General features: G+C 59.8%; 16 protein-coding genes. 11 read left to right on the plus strand and 5 right to left on the minus strand.

The window, feature by feature from the left end; all coding sequences use genetic code 11:
- Nucleotides 1–3 precede the first annotated feature (3 nt).
- Together ABI171_RS06895 and ABI171_RS06900 are read left to right on the plus strand one after the other, a co-directional pair.
- Nucleotides 4–555 carry a sugar dehydrogenase complex small subunit gene (locus ABI171_RS06895; protein WP_348091845.1) on the plus strand — a complete coding sequence of 184 codons (552 nt, stop codon included), beginning with the start codon at nucleotides 4–6 and terminating at the stop codon, nucleotides 553–555.
- The gene (locus ABI171_RS06900; protein ID WP_348091846.1) at nucleotides 552–2,153 is read left to right on the plus strand and encodes a GMC family oxidoreductase; all 1,602 of its coding nucleotides are present in this window, start codon (nucleotides 552–554) and stop codon (nucleotides 2,151–2,153) included. Before ABI171_RS06895 ends, ABI171_RS06900 begins: the two co-directional genes overlap by 4 nt.
- A 56-nt stretch (nucleotides 2,154–2,209) precedes the next feature.
- Here the strand turns inward: ABI171_RS06900 and ABI171_RS06905 are convergent, their stop codons facing one another.
- Nucleotides 2,210–2,578, minus strand: coding sequence for a nuclear transport factor 2 family protein (locus ABI171_RS06905; RefSeq protein ID WP_348091847.1), 369 nt, complete (start codon nucleotides 2,576–2,578; stop codon nucleotides 2,210–2,212).
- A 132-nt stretch (nucleotides 2,579–2,710) separates the two neighbouring features.
- On the opposite strand from ABI171_RS06905, the gene gcvA reads away from it, so the two are divergent.
- Nucleotides 2,711–3,631 (plus strand): transcriptional regulator GcvA, encoded by a 921-nt coding sequence (gene gcvA / locus ABI171_RS06910; protein ID WP_348091848.1) that lies wholly within the window; start codon nucleotides 2,711–2,713, stop codon nucleotides 3,629–3,631.
- A gap of 26 nt (nucleotides 3,632–3,657) precedes the next feature.
- Here the strand turns inward: gcvA and ABI171_RS06915 are convergent, their stop codons facing one another.
- Nucleotides 3,658–4,674 (minus strand): hypothetical protein, encoded by a 1,017-nt coding sequence (locus ABI171_RS06915; protein ID WP_348091849.1) that lies wholly within the window; start codon nucleotides 4,672–4,674, stop codon nucleotides 3,658–3,660.
- Nucleotides 4,675–4,773: 99 nt separating this feature from the next.
- On the opposite strand from ABI171_RS06915, the gene ABI171_RS06920 reads away from it, so the two are divergent.
- The gene (locus tag ABI171_RS06920) at nucleotides 4,774–5,655 is read left to right on the plus strand and encodes a LysR family transcriptional regulator (RefSeq protein WP_348091850.1); all 882 of its coding nucleotides are present in this window, start codon (nucleotides 4,774–4,776) and stop codon (nucleotides 5,653–5,655) included.
- A gap of 210 nt (nucleotides 5,656–5,865) precedes the next feature.
- Nucleotides 5,866–6,636 carry a hypothetical protein gene (locus ABI171_RS06925; protein ID WP_348091851.1) on the plus strand — a complete coding sequence of 257 codons (771 nt, stop codon included), beginning with the start codon at nucleotides 5,866–5,868 and terminating at the stop codon, nucleotides 6,634–6,636.
- Nucleotides 6,637–6,727: 91 nt separating this feature from the next.
- On the opposite strand, the gene ABI171_RS06930 is transcribed toward ABI171_RS06925, so the two are convergent.
- Both ABI171_RS06930 and ABI171_RS06935 read right to left on the minus strand, forming a co-directional pair.
- Complete coding sequence (locus ABI171_RS06930) at nucleotides 6,728–8,821, minus strand: carboxy terminal-processing peptidase (RefSeq protein ID WP_348091852.1); 2,094 nt, start codon at nucleotides 8,819–8,821, stop codon at nucleotides 6,728–6,730.
- A 470-nt stretch (nucleotides 8,822–9,291) separates the two neighbouring features.
- Nucleotides 9,292–10,161 carry a LysR family transcriptional regulator gene (locus ABI171_RS06935; RefSeq protein WP_348091862.1) on the minus strand — a complete coding sequence of 290 codons (870 nt, stop codon included), beginning with the start codon at nucleotides 10,159–10,161 and terminating at the stop codon, nucleotides 9,292–9,294.
- Between the two features lie 118 nt (nucleotides 10,162–10,279).
- On the opposite strand from ABI171_RS06935, the gene ABI171_RS06940 reads away from it, so the two are divergent.
- Entirely contained in the window at nucleotides 10,280–10,705 is a 426-nt protein-coding gene (locus ABI171_RS06940; protein ID WP_348091853.1) for a heme-binding protein, read from the plus strand.
- A 48-nt stretch (nucleotides 10,706–10,753) separates the two neighbouring features.
- A complete protein-coding gene (locus ABI171_RS06945) occupies nucleotides 10,754–11,494 on the plus strand; it encodes an isoprenylcysteine carboxylmethyltransferase family protein (protein ID WP_348091854.1) in 741 nt (246 codons plus the stop codon).
- Between the two features lie 32 nt (nucleotides 11,495–11,526).
- Here the strand turns inward: ABI171_RS06945 and ABI171_RS06950 are convergent, their stop codons facing one another.
- Nucleotides 11,527–12,420 (minus strand): LysR substrate-binding domain-containing protein, encoded by an 894-nt coding sequence (locus ABI171_RS06950; RefSeq protein ID WP_348091855.1) that lies wholly within the window; start codon nucleotides 12,418–12,420, stop codon nucleotides 11,527–11,529.
- 104 nt (nucleotides 12,421–12,524) lie between these two features.
- On the opposite strand from ABI171_RS06950, the gene ABI171_RS06955 reads away from it, so the two are divergent.
- The 4 genes from ABI171_RS06955 to ABI171_RS06970 all read left to right on the plus strand — a co-directional run bounded on the left by ABI171_RS06955 (nucleotide 12,525) and on the right by ABI171_RS06970 (nucleotide 17,449).
- Nucleotides 12,525–14,510 (plus strand): zinc-binding dehydrogenase, encoded by a 1,986-nt coding sequence (locus ABI171_RS06955; RefSeq protein ID WP_348091856.1) that lies wholly within the window; start codon nucleotides 12,525–12,527, stop codon nucleotides 14,508–14,510.
- 172 nt (nucleotides 14,511–14,682) lie between these two features.
- On the plus strand, nucleotides 14,683–15,078 hold the full coding sequence (locus ABI171_RS06960; RefSeq protein ID WP_348091857.1) for a DOPA 4,5-dioxygenase family protein: 396 nt from the start codon (nucleotides 14,683–14,685) through the stop codon (nucleotides 15,076–15,078).
- 227 nt (nucleotides 15,079–15,305) lie between these two features.
- The gene (locus ABI171_RS06965) at nucleotides 15,306–16,841 is read left to right on the plus strand and encodes an FAD-dependent monooxygenase (protein ID WP_348091858.1); all 1,536 of its coding nucleotides are present in this window, start codon (nucleotides 15,306–15,308) and stop codon (nucleotides 16,839–16,841) included.
- 107 nt (nucleotides 16,842–16,948) lie between these two features.
- On the plus strand, nucleotides 16,949–17,449 hold the full coding sequence (locus ABI171_RS06970; protein ID WP_348091859.1) for a VOC family protein: 501 nt from the start codon (nucleotides 16,949–16,951) through the stop codon (nucleotides 17,447–17,449).
- Nucleotides 17,450–17,529 lie beyond the last annotated feature (80 nt).

Genomic DNA, 17,529 nt, shown 5'->3' on the forward strand with positions numbered 1-17,529 from the left:
AAAATGATGACCCCGCTAGACAAGATCACCCGCAGCCAGCCGCCTGTGCGCATGCAGCGGCGCTTTTTCATGGGCGGCAGCGCTGCCGCCTTGTGCACCTGGATGCTGGGGGCGCCTTTGCTGGCGCAAGCGGCGGCTGCCAAAACGCCGGCCAAGGAGGCATTTCTGAAGGTGTCCCTGATCCTCACCGGATATGCCAAATTGCCGCCGGCGCAGGCTGAGCGCGTATATCAAGCGCTGGCAGCCGGCGATCCGGCGTTTTCCGGACAAATGCTGGCTTTGCAGAAGTTCATCGCCGAACGCAAATTGAATGCGTCCAGCCTGCAAGCGGCGCTGGATAGCGAGCAAGCCGTTTTCGCCGCTCTGCCGCGCAACATCCTGCAGGGCTGGTATGTTGGCGTGGTCGGCAGTGGCGCGCAGGCAAAATGCATCGATTATGAAGAGGCTTTGATGAACCTCGCTGTCAGCGATCAGCTGCGGCCGCCAAGCTATGCTTACGGCGTCTATGGTTCATGGGGAGCGCAACCGGTTCAAACAGCAGGGAAGAAATCATGAGTGACAAGTTATCAGCCGACGTCGTGGTCATCGGTTCCGGCATTGTCGGTGGATTGATTGCGCAGAAACTGGCCAAGCAAGGCGTCTCGGTGCTGATACTGGAAGCCGGACCGAGATCCGACCGCGCCACCATCGTCGCCAACTTCCGCAACTCGCCGCGCAAGGACGACTTCATGTCGCCCTATCCGTTTTCGCCATGGGCGCCGCATCCCTTGTACAAACCGAACGACAATGGCTATCTGGTGCAGGCCGGCCCTTATCCTTATCCGGCTGAATATATCCGCATGGTAGGCGGCACCACCTGGCATTGGGCGGCGCAAGCCTGGCGCCTGCTGCCCAACGATTTCCGCATGAAAACGCTATACGGCGTCGGCCGCGACTGGCCGCTCTCGTATGACGAACTGGAGCCGTTCTACCTGGAGGCGGAAACCAAGCTCGGCGTTTCCGGTTCGCTCAAGAACGGTTCGCCGCGCAGCGCGCCGTTTCCGATGCCGCCGGTGCAAGAGTCCTGGGCCCAGCGCCGTTTCCGCGAGCGCTTGGCGCCGGCCGGCTACGACGTGATCGAAAACACAGTGGCGCGCAACAGCCAGGTCTACGACGGCCGGCCGCCCTGCATGGGTAACAATAACTGCATGCCGATCTGCCCCATCGGCGCCCAGTATCATGGTGGCAATGCTGTCGATGCGGCGGAAGCCGACGGCGCCAAGCTGATCGCCAACGCCGTCGTGTATCGCATCGAGCACGACGACAAAGGACGCATCGCCGCAGTGCATTACTACGATCCGGACAAGAAATCCACGCGCGTCAGCGGCACGGTGTTCGTGCTTGCGGCCAATGGCATCGAGAGCCCGAAACTGTTGCTGCTGTCCGCCAGCGATAAATATCCGCAGGGACTGGCCAACAGCTCCGGCACCGTAGGCCGGCATTTGATGGACCACCCGAGCAACAAGCTGACCTTTGAAACCGACGAAGCCAACTGGCCGGGACGCGGACCGATGAGCCCGGCTTCCATCAACCACTTGCGCGATGGCGCCTTCCGCAGCGAGCATGCGGCGTTCCGCATCGATATCAGCGATGCTTCGCAGGTGCTGGCGGTGACGCAGGACCTGATCGCCAAAGGCGTGTATGGCGCAGAACTGGAACAGCAACTGCGGCATCGGGCAGCGCGCCAGGTCAGCCTGAAAAACGTGATGGAGCAGTTGCCGCTGCCGCAGAACCGTGTGGTGTTGAGTTCGCGCAAGGACGCGTTAGGTATTCCCACGCCGCAAGTCCACTATGAGATGGACGACTATATCCATCGCGGCATGGCCCTGGCCAGCATCGAATACGGCAAGATCGCCAAGCTGATGGGCGGCACCAATCTGCGTTACAGCGAAGAAGGCAAGTACAGCAACAACCAGCACATCACCGGCACCCTCAGCATGGGCGACAATCCGTCGGATTCGGTGGTGGACAGCCATGGCCGCAGCCACGACCACGATAACCTGTTCATCGCCGGCACCGGCATCATGCCCACCTCGGCCACGGTGAATTCGACGCTGACCGCGGTGGCGCTGGGATTGCGCAGCGCCGACGCGGTCAAGGCGGCATTGTCATAATCACGTGCGCGGCATGCCAGGTGGCTTGCCGCGCCGTGTAATCATGCTGCGGGTGCTTATGCGGCTCCTATGCGGTGAAACAGCTTGGCGACAATGGTCCATCTGCCGTCGACTTTGAGCAGGTTGAGATAGTCGGCCATGATGTTGTCAAATAGCCGCAAGCGTACTTTGACCATCGCCATTTCCGGCGACATGATATCCACCATCAGTATTTCATCCAGACGCGGAAAGCCGCCCGCTTGCGGTGCTTCGCGCCCTTGCACTATGCTGCGGTATTCCTTGAAAGGACGGACGGTCACGGCGCCGTCCTGCGCCGAGTACAGCACGCTGCCGGGATGGAATACCTGATCGAATTTATCCAGGTCCTGGGTTTGTAGCACGTCAAAATAATCTTTCAGCATGCTTTGAATTTCATTGAGTATCATTGGGTATTCTCATTTCCAAATAGTGAACGAAGCGCCCGGACCTGGGGTTTTCAGGCAGACGATGCATTATGAAATTCGCTCCGGTGAATGTATAGCGCATCTTTTTCACATTTTTTGCGAAAGAAATTCACGGTGAAACTGCCACCACTACCGGCATTGCGCGCCTTTGAAGCGCTGGCAAGACTAGGGAAAATCGTCGATGCGGCGGAGGAGTTGCATGTCACGCACAGTGCTGTCAGCCATCAGGTGAAAGCGCTTGAGGATTACATCGGCGCGCCGCTGGTGACGCGCGAGGGACGCTCGCTGACGCTGACCGAAGAAGGGCGCATCTATGCCTATCAGGTCAGGCAGGCCTTGGGTGAAATCGCCGGCGCCACGGAAAAAATCCAGCACAAACCGAGAGACCGCCAACTCACGATTTCAGTATTGCCATCCTATGGCATGTACTGGCTGTTGCCGCGCCTGCAGAATTTCATCGAGACCTATCCGGACTTGCGGGTAAGCCTGTCGGCGACGATGACGCTCGCCGATTTTGAACATGACTTGCTTGATTGTGCAATCCGCTTCGGCCACGGCCAGTGGCCTGATGTCCATAGCGAACCGCTGATGGACGACACGCTGCTGGTGGTCGCCGCACCGACATTCAACGGCGGCGACCTTCCGCTAAAACCTGAAGACGTGATGCAACTACCCTTGTTGCATGCAAGCGAGAGCTGGCCGGTCTGGCTGTCAGCGGCCGGCTGCGAACACATCCGTCCGCGCGCAGCGCTGGAGTTTACCGATTCCAGCATGATGCTGGAAGCCGCCAGGCTGGGTTATCGCATCGCGCTTACCCGGCGTTCGATTGCCCATGCCATGATCGAAAGCCGGCAACTGGTCAGGCTCACAGAGATTGAACCCGCGCACCCGTCCCGCTATTTCCTGGTCTGGCCGGTGCGGACGCATCAGTCGCCAAAGCTGCTGCTCCTGCTGGCATGGCTGAAAGAGCAGGTGGCGGATTATGAGGGCAGTCTGGAGAGATCCCGGAAGAACCTGTCTCGGAAAAAGAGATAAATACCGCTTGCGCCCTGGCTGCCGGATTATTTCGGCAACTCACGCGATTGCAGGTCGAACGGTACGTTCAGCGGTACGTCTTCCGGATGCTCCTTGTGCGGGAACAGCAGCGAATATTTAGATTCGATGAAGTACACCCGGTTACCCACGATCACCCCGGATGACGGATCGTTAAGGCCGTTGACGATGGTTTCCAGCGTTGCGCTATTGCCGTTTATCCTGGCGATGCTGACCTGGCCGCCGTAAGGGCCGGTCTTGCCGAAGGCATTACTTTCGAAGATCGCCATGCGGTCCGGCGCATAGATACGGATGGCGTCGGCATTCTTCAACAGCCGCGGCACATCGATGCGGGTGACAGCACCGGCCGTGCCGTTTTCATTGATATCGACCCGCAGTACATACGGCACGGCAGTGACCAGGCTTACATACAGCTTGTGGTCGCCGTCGAGTGCGATGCCATTCAGGAAGAGGCCGTCGTTTCCTGCTCCCATGCTCGGGGCTTCCTTCCAGATGTTCAACGCCGCTGCGCCGGGCAACAGGCGCAAGACGCGCGGATGGAAAGAATCGGTGACATACAGCGTGCCTTGGCTATCCTGCACCAGGTCGTTGCAATAACCTTTGTCCGGCATCGGGTAGCTGGCGCGCGGTGCGCCGCTGGCGAGGTCATAGCTTTTCAGGGCGCTGGGCGTGGAGGGTACGCTGGTGTAGCCCCAGTTGCCGGAACAGATCCACAGCAGTTTATGCGCGGCGTCGACCAGCACGCCCTGGCCGTTCGCCAGGCCGTTGGAACCGGGTTTGACCAGTATCTCCGGCGCGCTTCCATCCGGCCGCACGCGGGCTACCGCGCCCTGACGCCAGCTACCAACATAAAACGAGCCGTCCGGTCCGGTAGCCAGGCTTTCTGGATACCAGTCTGCCGGCAAGGTCAGTGTCGGCAATGCAGCTGTGGCGTCTGCGGCCAAGGCTGGCTGTTGGCTGCAAAACAAGGCGGTCAATAAAGTGGCGGATAATACGGCGCCGCGCAAAAGGCTATTTGGCTTCATTCTTTTCTCTATATCGTGGCTAGACGAGACCATTCTCACTCCCGCATGTAATTTGATAAACTGGACAATACTTTAATCACTCGACACTCAGGCTTCCGAATGGACCGATTAACCAGCATGGCTGTATTCGTTCGTGTGGTGGAAAAAGGCAGTTTCGCCGCGGTGGCGGAAGAGTTTTCGCTGTCGACCACCATGGTCGCCAACCATGTGCGGGCCCTGGAAACGCATCTCGGCGCGCGCCTGCTGGACCGCACCACGCGCCGCCACAGCTTGACCGAAATCGGCAGCGTCTATGTCGAACGCTGCCGCGACGTGCTGAACAGCGTCCAGGCCGCCGACTACGTCGCCGAAGCCTTGCGCGCCGTCCCGCGCGGCAAGCTGCGCATGACGTCGCCGGTCACCTACGGCGCGCACCGGCTGGTGCCTTTGATCGGCGAGTACATGGCCTTGTATCCGGAAGTACAGGTGGAACTGGTCCTGAACGACCGTGTGGTGGATATGGTGGAAGAGGGTTTTGAAGTGGCGCTGCGTTCTGGCGTGGTGGACGGCGCCAACCTGATCGCCCGGCCGCTGCGCTCATCGCGCATGTATGCGGTAGCCAGCCCGGCCTACCTGCAGCGTCACGGCAAGCCGCAACACCCGGCCGAGCTGGAAAAGCACAATTGTCTCGGCTTCATGTCATGGGGTAAAGAGCATGCCTGGCGCTTCACGCAAGGCGAGGAGGTAGTGCAAGTACCGGTGCGAGGATCTTTCATCAGTAATAACGGCCAGGCTTTGCTGACTGCGGCGTTGAGCGGCATCGGCGTGGTGGTGCAGGCGGATGTGCTGCTGGATGCCGCCATTGCATCGGGGCAGCTGGCGCGGCTTTTGCCGGACTGGAGTTTGCCGGGGCGGCCGGTCCACCTGGTCCGTACCCGCGATTCGCGGCCGACCGCCAAGTTGCGCACCTTTGTCGATTTCCTGGTGGAGCGGCTGGCTTGAGGCGCTACAGGTTGAGCCGGTAGAACTTGGTGTCGGCCGATTTTTAGCCGCCGTTTATACGTCCGGCATCAATTTTTACGACATCTTTATACGCCGCCATCTACACTGGTTTCGTCAGAGATATCTATGCCGGGTCGATGGGCATGCCGCATGGCGCTCGCAATCACGCGCTGCATCATTGACGCCAATTCACGTATAGGAGGAGGACGTATGATCATCACGATTTTCAGCGAAGACGACAGCACCAAGCGCTCGATCCTGGCCGCCAACCTGGCGACATTCTGCGCGCTGCAGCATCGCAAGGTGATGCTGGTCGACGCCACATCCCTGAAGTATTCCCGGCACTGGGGTGAACGGCGCGACGCCGCCGACGCCAGGATCAAGCTGGCTGTGCGCGGCATGGAAGGCTTGACGCCGGAACTGGAAAACCCGGCCTCTTATTATCGCAGCCACTTCCAGGACATCATTGTCGATACCGATGGCAGCGATTCCTGGAATGCCGATTCGGCGCTGGTCGCGACCGATGTGCTGCTGATTCCCGTCGGCTTGCACAGCGGCGACGCCAAACGGCGCGAACACCTGGTCCAGCGTATCGAAGCCCTGCGCCTGTTCAATCCGGCATTGCGGGTGCTGGTCGTCGAGCTGCGGTCGATCAGCGCTTTCGGCGACGCCGCCGCCAGTGGCAATGAGCAGGCCCGTGCCTTCTCCCGGAATGTCTTGACGGCCGCTTTGGCCGAAACCGTGGTGCATGAATGGCTTGAGGATAACCGGCTGCTACAGCAAGGCCAGTCCGTCTTCGACAGCGAACCGCGCAATCAGCGCGCCATTGCCGAGATTGAAAACTTGTACCAGGAGATAGCGCGCGCCAGGGATCTGCGGCTTGAGGCCGCTGTATATGGCTTGGCGATATTGAATGCGATCCAGAGAAGGACTGTGTCTTTCGAGGCTTCGGATGCAGGTGATTTCAGCAGAAGAAGTTAACTTCTTCTATTGGGAAGCTGCGGTGGAAATGACAACGGGCCTGCGCGGCCCGTTGTCATTTTATTGATTGCTACTCCAACTATTTCCTAGCTTATTTCTCTGTCGCGGCCGGCAGCTGCGCCGCGAACTTGGGGTTGCTCTTCATCAGCTCCGACTCGTCGCCAAGAATGTTTGCAGCTTCATTCAGCAGCACGTCCTTTGCGCTCTTCAGCTTCTTTTCCGCTGCCAGGTCGGCGCTGAGGCTGCGTTCATTCGCTTGCAGGCCGTCGTCCTGGACATCGGCATCGGCATCGAGCGGATCCTTGGTGTCGCTGGCCTTGCGCGCCTTCAGACGGGCTTCCTGCTGCGCCATCTCAATCCGCCGATCGGCTTCATTGAGCGAGATAGAGCGTTTCTTGCGCTGCGTGTTGAGCTCGGTGACATCTTCCACGAAACGTTGGAAATCCTTGTCTTTTTCCACCCGCGCTTCATGCCTGCTCTGGAGCACCGGAACCATGTCTTTCACATCGCCGCGCTGCACGTATTCGGCCGGCTTGACTTGCGACCACGGCAGTGCGTTGTCGTAGCTGGACTCGCCGAAATTCTCGGTATCCGAGAAGCCTGGCAAAGCGACATCCGGCGTCACACCGCGCAGCTGCGTGGTGCCGCCGTTGATGCGGAAGAACTGGGCGATGGTCATCTTCAATTCGCCGAACTTCGGCTTGTCGTTGTGCGCCAGCTGGTCCAGGTTGACCATGGTTTGTACGGTGCCTTTGCCGAAACTGCCTTCGCCGATGATCACGCCGCGGCCATAATCCTGGATCGCCGCCGCAAAAATCTCCGATGCCGATGCCGAACCGCGATTGATCAGGACCCCCAGCGGGCCGCTCCAGACCGGCGCAGTGCGGTCGTCGCCTTCAACGGCGACGTCGCCGCGGGCGTTGCGTTGCTGGACGATCGGGCCCTTGCCGACAAACAGGCCGGTCAGGTCGACCGCTTCAGTCAGCGAGCCGCCGCCGTTGTTGCGCAGATCGACCAGCACACTGTCGACTTTTTCCTTCTTCAGCTCGTTCAGCAAGGCCGCCACATCGCGGCTGGCGCTGCGGTAGTTCTTGTCGCCCTTGCCGCGGGCATCGAAATCTTCATAGAAAGCGGGTAGGGTGATCACGCCGACCTTGCGCGTGACGTCGCCGTTCTTGGTGGTGATGATGGTTTTCTTGGCGGCCTGCTGTTCCAGACTGATCTTGTTGCGCACCAGGCTGATCAGCTTATGCTTGCCATCCGGACCGGCATCGGCCGGCAAGATGTCCAGCCGCACCACCGAATCCTTGGCGCCGCGGATCAGCTTGACGACGTCGTCGATGCGCATGCCGACCACTTCCGTCAGGGGGCTCTTGTCGCCTTGCGCCACGCCGACGATGCGGTCGCCAACGGCTATTTTTCCGGACAGTTGCGCAGGCCCGCCTGCCACCAGTTCGCGGATGGTGGTGTATTCATCCCGTTCCTGCAGCACAGCGCCGATGCCGACCAGCGACAGCTTCATGGAGATATCGAAATCGGCGGCGGCGGTGGTTCCCAGGTAGTCGGTATGCGGTTCGATCGACGTCGCATAGGCGTTCATGAAGATCTGGAATACGTCATCGCTTTTGTACTTGTAGGCACGCGTCAGCGAATTCTCGTAGCGCTTGCCGAGCGTATCGCGGATCGCCGGGTCCTTCTTGCCGGCCAGTTTCAGACGCAGCCAGTCGTTCTTGACGCGCTTGCGCCACAGGTCGCGGCTCTCTGCTTCGGTTTTCGGCCAAGGCTCTTTGTCGCGCACATAGGCGAAGTCTTCCTTCTGGCTGAAGTCGAAGCCCTGCTTGAGCAGTTCGCGCGCATAGGTCAGGCGTTCGACGATGCGCTGCTCATACAGGTTGAAAATATCGAAAGGGAGGCTCAGGTCTTCTTTATAGATGGCGTCGTCCAGCTTGCTGCTTTGCGCAGAGAACTGGTCGATGTCGGCCTGTATGAAAAAGAATTTTTCCGGATCCAGCGACTTGATATAGCGATTGACGACTTTCCCCGCCAGTACGTCATCCAGCTTCACCGGCTTGTAGTGGAAGCGAGTCAGGAACTGTGCGCTCAGGTGGGCTGCCTGCGCTTGCTGTTGCAACGGCGCCAGGGCCGGCGGCGGTCCTGAATCCAGCGCATGGGCTGCGGTGGACATTGCCAACAAGATACAAAGCAGACTATTTTTTAGGCGCATATAACCTTCAGTTCGATGTTCGTGCAGATTGGAGCGAAAACAGCGCTGTTTTTGCCTTCGAGCGCAAAAACGGCTGTCCGCAGACTTGGCGCCTGTCCTATGCAATTCGACTGGCATGGGTGACAAGCGTTCAATTCGAGTAATTCTACTTGGCTTTGCTTAAGACTTGCTTAAATCCGGCGTTTCCCGGATAGGCCTGCCCGCTTGCATTGGTTTATCCGCTCTTTCATAGAGAAAACGGGGCCTGGCGCGCAGCGCCGCACGATTTTGCATATTCAAATCGGCTTTTCTTCGTGTGTCGCGCAAATTTCCGGCTCGGATTTCGCTGTCCGGCATGCGTTTGGCAGCTTACGCGGCAGGCGAATTATCGCGTCTTGAAGGAAGCGTCGGCCGACTGAAGCAGGCCTATCATTACTTGGGAACACACAGCTTTAGGTTAGGGCCGCCGCATGGAGATGGATCAGTTCGGCCACTAGGCCGGCGATTAAACGAACGCGTGGCGAATGACGGACATCGGGATGGACCACGCTCCATATCTCGCGCGCCAGCGGCAAACCGGTAGCGGGGATCTCGACCAGCGTATTGTCGCCGTGCGCCAGGAACGCCGGCAACATCGCCAACCCCAGACCTGCGCCACAAGCCTGGCGCAAAGCATTGAGATCATTGCTGCGCAGGACAAACGGCCGCGCGCCGGCAAAGCCGCTCAGCCACTGCTGGTGAGGCACCTGATCCAGCGGTTCGCCATAACCAAGGAAGCGCCAGTCGGCCTCCGGTATATCCAGCCAGGCAGGTGCGGCGTACAGGCGGAAATTCAGTTCGCCCAATTTGCGTGCGGCCAGCCCCGGTTCGGTTGGACGCATGAAGCGCAGCGACAAATCAGCCTCGCGCCGATGCAGGTTGGCGGTGCGTACTTCGCTCACCAGATCGAGCGTGATGCCGGGCCAGCGCGTGCTGCATGCTGCCAGGTGCGGCATCAGGAAATGACTGGCGAATGCCGGTGGTGCAGACACGCGCACCGTGCCATGCTCCGTCGATGTCGCCGCTGCGCCGCGGCTGAAGGCCAACGCTTCATTCTCGATGCGCTTGGCGGCAATCAGCAAGGCTTCACCCTCGGCGGTCAGCGCCCAGCTACGCGGCAAGCGGTCGAACAGGCGCACGCCGATGCGTCCCTCCAGCGCGGCGACGCGGCGGGCCACGGTCGAATGCTCGACGTCCAGCAAGCGGGCGGCGCCAGACAGGCTGCCTTCGCGCGCCACAGCCAGGTAGAAGCGGATATCGTCCCAGGCTAGCGCTTGCGGCATGGCCGGGCTTTGGCTATCTGTTGATTTTTGCACAGTGAATGTCGATTTATAGGCAATTGACGCACATTTTACATGGCCTTATCGTCTGCCACACCATCACTTCTCGAGCGAGTCAGGCATGAACCCTATTCCAGCAGTTCTTCCTTACGGCCCTCCTATTTCCCTGGACAGCGCAAGACGCGTGGCAACTGCGGCAGAAGCCGCGGCGCTTGCTAAAGGCTGGCCGATGGTAATCGCGGTGATGGACAGCGGCGCCAACCTGGTGTTGCTGCACAAGATGGATCAGGCGCAGACCGGCAGCATCCAGGTGGCCCAGGCCAAGGCCGAGAGCGCGGTCAGGTTCAAGCGTCCGACCAAGGTTTTCGAGGAGGCGCTGATGGCCGGCGGTCTCGGCTTGCGGCTGCTGGCGACTGCCGGGGCGTGTCCGCTGGAAGGTGGTTTGCCGCTGCTGCAGGACGGTAAGGTGATCGGCGCCATCGGCGTCTCCGGCATGCAATCGACGCAAGACGGCCAGGTGGCGGCCGCCGGCGTCGAGGTGCTATAGGGGGATAGCTGGCGGCACATAAGTGACGATTTTCCAGAGTATATTGAGGTGATCAAGCAAAATATTCCGTCCGTGGCGGCACTCATCATGACAACTGATCCCAAAAAAATAACCGCCTTGCAAATGCTCTGGTCGCTTGGTTTTCCTTTCGTGATCCCGGCGGTGATGCTGTTTATCGCGGGCGACTGGCTTTGGATCCAGGGTTGGATCTGGGGCGTATGGTTCATCGTCTTGTGCTGGAGCGCGACCATTTATCTTTATGTCAAAGATCAGGATCTTCTGAGGGAGCGGTTAAAACCCATGAACAATGCCGGCCAGAAGAAAGACGCCACCTATCTGGTGTACATGTTCGGCTTGCTATATGCCGCGTGGAGTATCCTCATTCCTCTGGATGCCAAGCGGTACATGTGGACGGCAGGCTTTCCGGCATCCCTCGAAGTGCTTGGCGCATTGCTCTTGGCGGGCGCTTTGTTTTTCATATTCCGCACTTTCTCCGACAACACGTTTGCGTCCGGGCTGATACGGGTGCAGAGCGAGCGCAAGCAAAAAGTCATCTCGACCGGCGTCTACGGATTCGTCCGGCACCCGATGTACCTGGGGGCGACTTTGTTATTTATCGGAACGCCGCTTTTGCTGGGCTCTTTCTGGGGGCTGGCCACGAGTCCGGTTCTTGTTTTCCTGCTCGCGCTGCGTACGCTTGGAGAGGAAAAGATGCTGGTCAATGAACTGGACGGCTATGTTGAATACAAGCTGAAAGTACGCTACCGCTTTGTCCCGTTTGTCTGGTAGCTCGGAGGGAGTGAACCTGGCGTCGATCCATCCTAGGCATGCGCCGCCAGGCTTTCGTTGATGTGATTGATAAACAGCCGCACGCGTGACGGTATCAGCCGCGACTCGATGACGGCGTATACGGGAATCGGCGCGAAGCGCCAACCGGGCAGCACGCACTGCAGACCGGCGGCGATATCTTCCGGCGTCTCGCGCCCGGCAGAGACCGCTACGCCCATGCCCAGAATGGCCATCATTCTCGACAGTCCCACATTGTTCATCGCGTAGCGTCCCTTGGCCGCGACGGTGATCGTCTCTGTTTCCGAGATCAAGGTCCACTGGGCTTGCTGCCGCAGCGGGGCCTGGATCAGCAGGCACTGGTGTTCGGCAAGGTCGCGCGGATGGCGCAGCGGCGGCGCGCCGGCGAGATAGGTGGCCGAGGCGCACAGGTGGCGCGGCAGCAGGCCGATCGGTTTGGCGATCAGCGAGGCCGGCATCGATACCGGCTCGCCCATCCGGATGGCGCAATCAAAGCCATCGGCGACCAGGTCGATGCGGCGTGGCGTCAGGTCGAGTTCAAAATCGATCAGTGGATAGCGCTCGCCGAACTCCTTGAGCGCCGGCGCCAGATAGTAAATCGCAAGATCGACCGGCATCGAGACGCGCAACACGCCGCTAGGCTGCTCGGCCCGTTCCAGCAAGGCTTCGTGGGCGATATGCGCTTCGGCGACGATGCCCTCGCAGCGCCTGAAATACGCTTGCCCCGCCTCGGTGAGTTCGACTTTGCGCGTGGTGCGGTGAAACAGGCGCACGCCGACCAGCCGCTCGAGGTCGGCGATGCGGCGCGATAGCGTCGAATTCGGCATCTCCAGTATCTCTGCGGCTCGTCGAAAGCCCTTGGCCTTGGCCACCGCCACAAACAATTCCATGTTGGCAAGTAATTCCATGTGATTGCTCCATCAGTGGATCAGTTAATTCATTTTAAGCTATTTATCTCATTGAAGAAACGGTCGATGATGAAGCCGTCACCAACCTTTTATGAGAGCACACCATGTCTACCTTATTTTCAAGTCTCCGGATCGGCCGCAACACCCTGCGCAATCGCCTCGTCATGGCGCCAATGACACGTTCCCGCGCCGATGATGCCAGCGGCGTGCCGTCGCCACTCGCCGTCACCTATTACGGCCAGCGCGCCGGCGCCGGGCTGATCATTACCGAAGGCGTCTTCCCGTCGCCGATGGGCAAAGGCTATGTGCGCACCCCCGGTATCGGCAGCGCCGAGCAGGGCGCTGCCTGGAAGAAAATCGTCGATGAGGTGCATGCCGCCGGTGGCTTGATTTTCTTGCAGCTGATGCACAGCGGCCGCATCTCGCATCCATCGATGCTGCCGGGCGGCGCATTGCCGGTGGCGCCATCGGCGATCAAGCCTGCGGGCCAGTCGTTCACCGCGACCGGACTGATGGATTTCGTCGAGCCGCGCACGCTAGGCACCGAAGAAGTCGCAGCCGTCATCGAGGAATACGCCAATGCGGCGCGGCTGGCGATCGAGGCGGGATTCGACGGCGTCGAACTGCATGCCGCATCCGGCTACCTGCCTGAACAGTTCCTGTCCTCCGGCACCAATCATCGCAGCGACCGTTTCGGCGGCTCGCTCGCCAAACGCGCGACCTTCATTCTGGAAACGCTGGAGGCGATGAGCGCCGCCATCGGCAGCGACCGCGTCGGCATCAAGATTTGCCCGGAGATGGGTTTCAACGACCTGAAGGACGAGCAACCGGTGCAAACCTACAGCTATCTGGTTGAACAATTGTCGGGCATGAAGCTGGCCTACCTGCACGTGGCTACCTCCAAAGCCGCCTACGATTACCACAGCCTGCTGCGTCCTTTATTCAAAGGCGTCTACCTGCTGGGCGGCGGCCTGTCCAAGGAAAAGGCGGAACAACGCATCGCCAGCGGCCAGGCCGACGCCGCCGTATTCGGCAGCGCCTTCCTCGCCAACCCTGATCTGCCGCAGCGCTTCGTCTCTGGCACCGCATTGAACCAGCCGAATCCTGCGCTGTTCTATGCCCCCGGCGCGGCTGGTTATATCGACTACCCGGTGCACGAGGAACCTGCGATGACACGCGCCCTGCGGATTCACGCTTATGGCGGCGTGGAAGCTTTGCAGCTCGATACACTGGCGATCCCGGTGGCTGGCGAGGGTGAGGTAGTGGTGCGGGTGCGCGCCGCCGGCATCAACGGCCTGGATTGGAAAATACGCGACGGTCTGGTGCGCGATGCCTTTCCGCTGCCGCTGCCTGCAACGCTGGGACTGGAGCTCGCCGGTGAAATCGTTGAGACAGGACCCGGCGTGAACGGATTCGCAGTTGGCGAGCGGGTCATGGCGGCGCTCGGCGGTTTAGGTGCCTATGCCGATTATGTAGTGGTGGCGGCGGACAAAATCGCGCCTGTCCCGGCCGGGCTGGACGACGTCCGGGCGGCGGCAATGCCGGTGGCTGCGCTGACCGCCTGGCAGTCGCTGTTCGAGACGGGCAACCTGCAAAAAGGCGAGACCGTGCTAATCCATGGAGCAGCAGGCGCAGTCGGCAGCTTTGCCGTGCAGTTCGCCCGCCAGGCCGGGGCCCGCGTAGTGGCGACGGCGCGCGGTGTCAATGCGGATCTGTTGCGCAGTCTCGGCGCCGACGAAGTGATCGACTATCAAGAGAGTTCTTTCCGGGAACGTGCCGCCGATATCGACCTGGTGCTTGATCTGGTTGGCGGCGCCACCTTGCAGCATTCGTGGGATGTGTTGTCCGCCAAAGGCCGCATCGTCAGCACGGCGGCGCCGGAAATCGTCGCAACCGTCCCTGTCGGGAAGCAAGGCACCTGGTTCGCGATGCGTCCGGATGCCCGCCAGCTGGCCGGGTTTGCCGCGCAAGTGGCGCAAGGAAAACTGCAGGTCCTGATGGCAGACGTGGTACCGGTGGCCCAGGCGGCAGCGGCAATCGAGCAGAATAAAACCGGGCATGGCGCAGGTAAAACCGTCATCCGGTTTTGAGGCCCGGGCTGAGAGTGGAGCGGGGAGGGCGAAGGAAGCTTTGCCCCGCCCGGATGTTCCGGACGCCGCTGAAGCCGCGGTTTCAACCGCATCGCTGCCGCTATCGGTAAAATAGGCTGCCAGCCAAAGACTGCTGCCGCCATCCGCCCACAACCTGAAAAGCGCGAACAACATGAACGATAAAGCCGCTCCTTACCATGCACATATCTACTACACGCTCGCACAGCGCGCTGTCGCCGAAGCCTTGCATCTTCGCCTTGGCGAATTAAAAGAAACGGCAGGCGTTGCGCCGATTCTGTTTGTCGGCCAGTTGCGCGATCACAGCGTTGGGCCGCATCCGATTCCGCAGTTCGAAATTCATTTTATGAAAGAAAAGCTTGACGTCATTGTTCCCGTTCTTGAGTCGTCGGGGTTGACGGCGCTGGTGCATCCACTCACCGATGACGATGTCGCCGACCACACCAGCCTGGCGCAATGGATAGGAGAGCCGATCGAACTCGATCTTGCTCCGCTTGATCCGCCGGGCATGAACAAGGGCGTTGCGCGTTTTGGGAAAACGGATTTTTAGCAGGTAATTCTGTTGCAGGCTGATCTCCCAGACGCTATATTACGCATGTCGGAAAAGGCCGACTTGGTTTGGTAAGCCCAAGTCCTTCCGGAAACGGAAGCTCTGTCCCTGCCTCGTGCATGAGTCCCCTCGACGAACATCGGACGCTGTCCAAGCGTCTCTTGTTCGTCCGTGTGGTTCTCAAAACGACGAACCGCTCCGGTCGAACGACCACAAAGGAGTAATTCATGCGCGATTTGTTTATTTATGACGTTGTCATTGCCGGTGCAGGCCCCGTTGGCTTGTTTCTCGCCTGTGAGCTGCGCCTCGCTGATCTCTCGGTGTTGGTGCTGGAGCAAGCCGAAGATCCACATTCGCCCTTGAAGCGGCTCCCGTTCGGGATGCGCGGCCTTTCTTTTCCCACCATCGAAGCCTTCTACCGTCGCGGGTTGCTGGACGATATCGCGGCGCCGCAACGCACGACAAATCAATCCGGCCACAGCAGCGCTTCGACTCCGCATTGGATGCAACAGCCGCGCCGGCCGGGCGGCCATTTCGCCGGCATCCAGTTCTACCATGACAATGTCGACACCTCGAAGTGGCCGTATCGCCTGCAAAGTCCGGCCGGCACCAGCATGGCAACCGACATGGAGCACATCGAATCCGTCCTGGCCGCTCGCGCAAGCGCGATGGGGGTCGAGATCAGGCGCGGCCTTGGCATGGAAGGATTCGACCAGTCGGATGAAGATGTGACCATTCGCGCCGGTAGCGAGACCTTTCGTGGACGTTGGCTCGTTGGATGCGATGGGGGCCGCAGCACCGCGCGCAAGGCTGGCGGCTTTGAATTCGTCGGCACCGAACCCGAGTTCACCGGCTATTCCGTTGAAGTCGAGATGGCTGATGCGGATAAGCTCGTCCCGGGCCGCCACTACACGCCTACGGGCATGTATACCTACCAAAAACCCGGCACCATCGCGATGGTCGATTTTGACGGAGGCGCTTTCCACCGAACCCAGCCGATCACGTCAGAGCATGTGCAGTCGGTGTTGCGGCATATTTCCGGCACCGATGTCACCGTAACGGCTCTCAAGCTTGCGACCACCTGGACGGATCGCACCTATCACGCGACGGCTTATCGCAACGGAAGGGTACTGCTCGCCGGCGACGCCGCGCACATCCATTCCCCTCTGGGCGGCCAAGGGCTGAACCTTGGGCTTGGCGACGCGATGAATCTCGGATGGAAGCTTGCAGCTACTATCCGTGGCGATGCGCCGGACAGTTTGCTCGACAGCTATTTCTCCGAACGGCATCCGGTGGGATCGCAGATACTTGACTGGTCGCGCGCCCAGGTCGCACTCATGCGACCAAGCCGGAGTTCGCGCGCGCTCGAAGCCATCATCCGTGATCTCATCGAGACACGTGACGGCGCGACCTACTTCGCCGAGCGTGTCTGGGGCCTGTCTCTCCGCTACGATCTTGGCGGCAGTCACCCGCTGGTCGGCCGCAGTGCTCCCGACTTCGAGCTGGCCGACGGGACGAAGCTCGGCGATCGCCTCAGAAACGGGAAAGGCCTCTTACTGGACCTTGACGCTGGTACACCGCTTCAAGCACTGGCAGGCCGCTGGAATGGTCGGATCGTGTATGTTGCAAGTGATGCCAAGGATAGGCTTGGCCTGAGCGCCGTGCTGGTGCGGCCCGACGGCATCGTCGCTTGGGCCGGTGAGGCTGCTTCTAACCAGGAGGAAGTTGCACAGGCCGCATCGCGATGGTTTGGCAACGCTTAAGAAATACGTGAAGAGCGAAACCTCACCCGGAAGTGGGTGAAAGCGAGAGTCCGTATAAAAATTGGGCGTCATCATGTAGTTTCATTGTCTCTATGGGGGGAGTTCACATGAGTTACACACGATTTGCGGGTGCAATGGTGTTTTCCATCTTGGCGACACTAGCTCGCGCCCAAACCATCACACCGGACTCAAGCAACGCTTCAGACAACCACATAGAACAAAAAGCGATGAGCAGAGTTACAGGCATCGGCGGCATCTTTCTTAAGGCAAAGGATCCTGCGATGTTGCGGGCTTGGTACAAAACGCACCTTGGCATTGACGTTCAGGCATGGGGTGGCACGGCATTCCGTTGGGTGGACGGTTCAGGCCATCCAGTTGCGGGGAAAACCGCTTGGCTCATCGGGGATGGCAAGAACTTCGCTCCAAGCACCGCGTCGTTCATGGTCAATTACCGTGTGTCCGATCTTCATGGACTCTTGATTACACTCCGTGCTGAAGGATGTGAGGTTTTGGAGAAAACTGATGAATCAGAGTTCGGCAAGTTTGGCTGGGTCATGGACCCTGAGGGCAATAAGGTAGAACTGTGGCAACCTCCAGAAGGCCAGTAATAGGGGCATTTCCAATTGAGGTGCAACAAAGTTGACGTTCATAGCCGATGGCTTAAGATTGAATTGAGCCTGTCGCGACC

The sequence above is a fragment of the Collimonas sp. genome (assembly GCF_039923675.1).
Lineage (GTDB): Bacteria > Pseudomonadota > Gammaproteobacteria > Burkholderiales > Burkholderiaceae_D > Collimonas.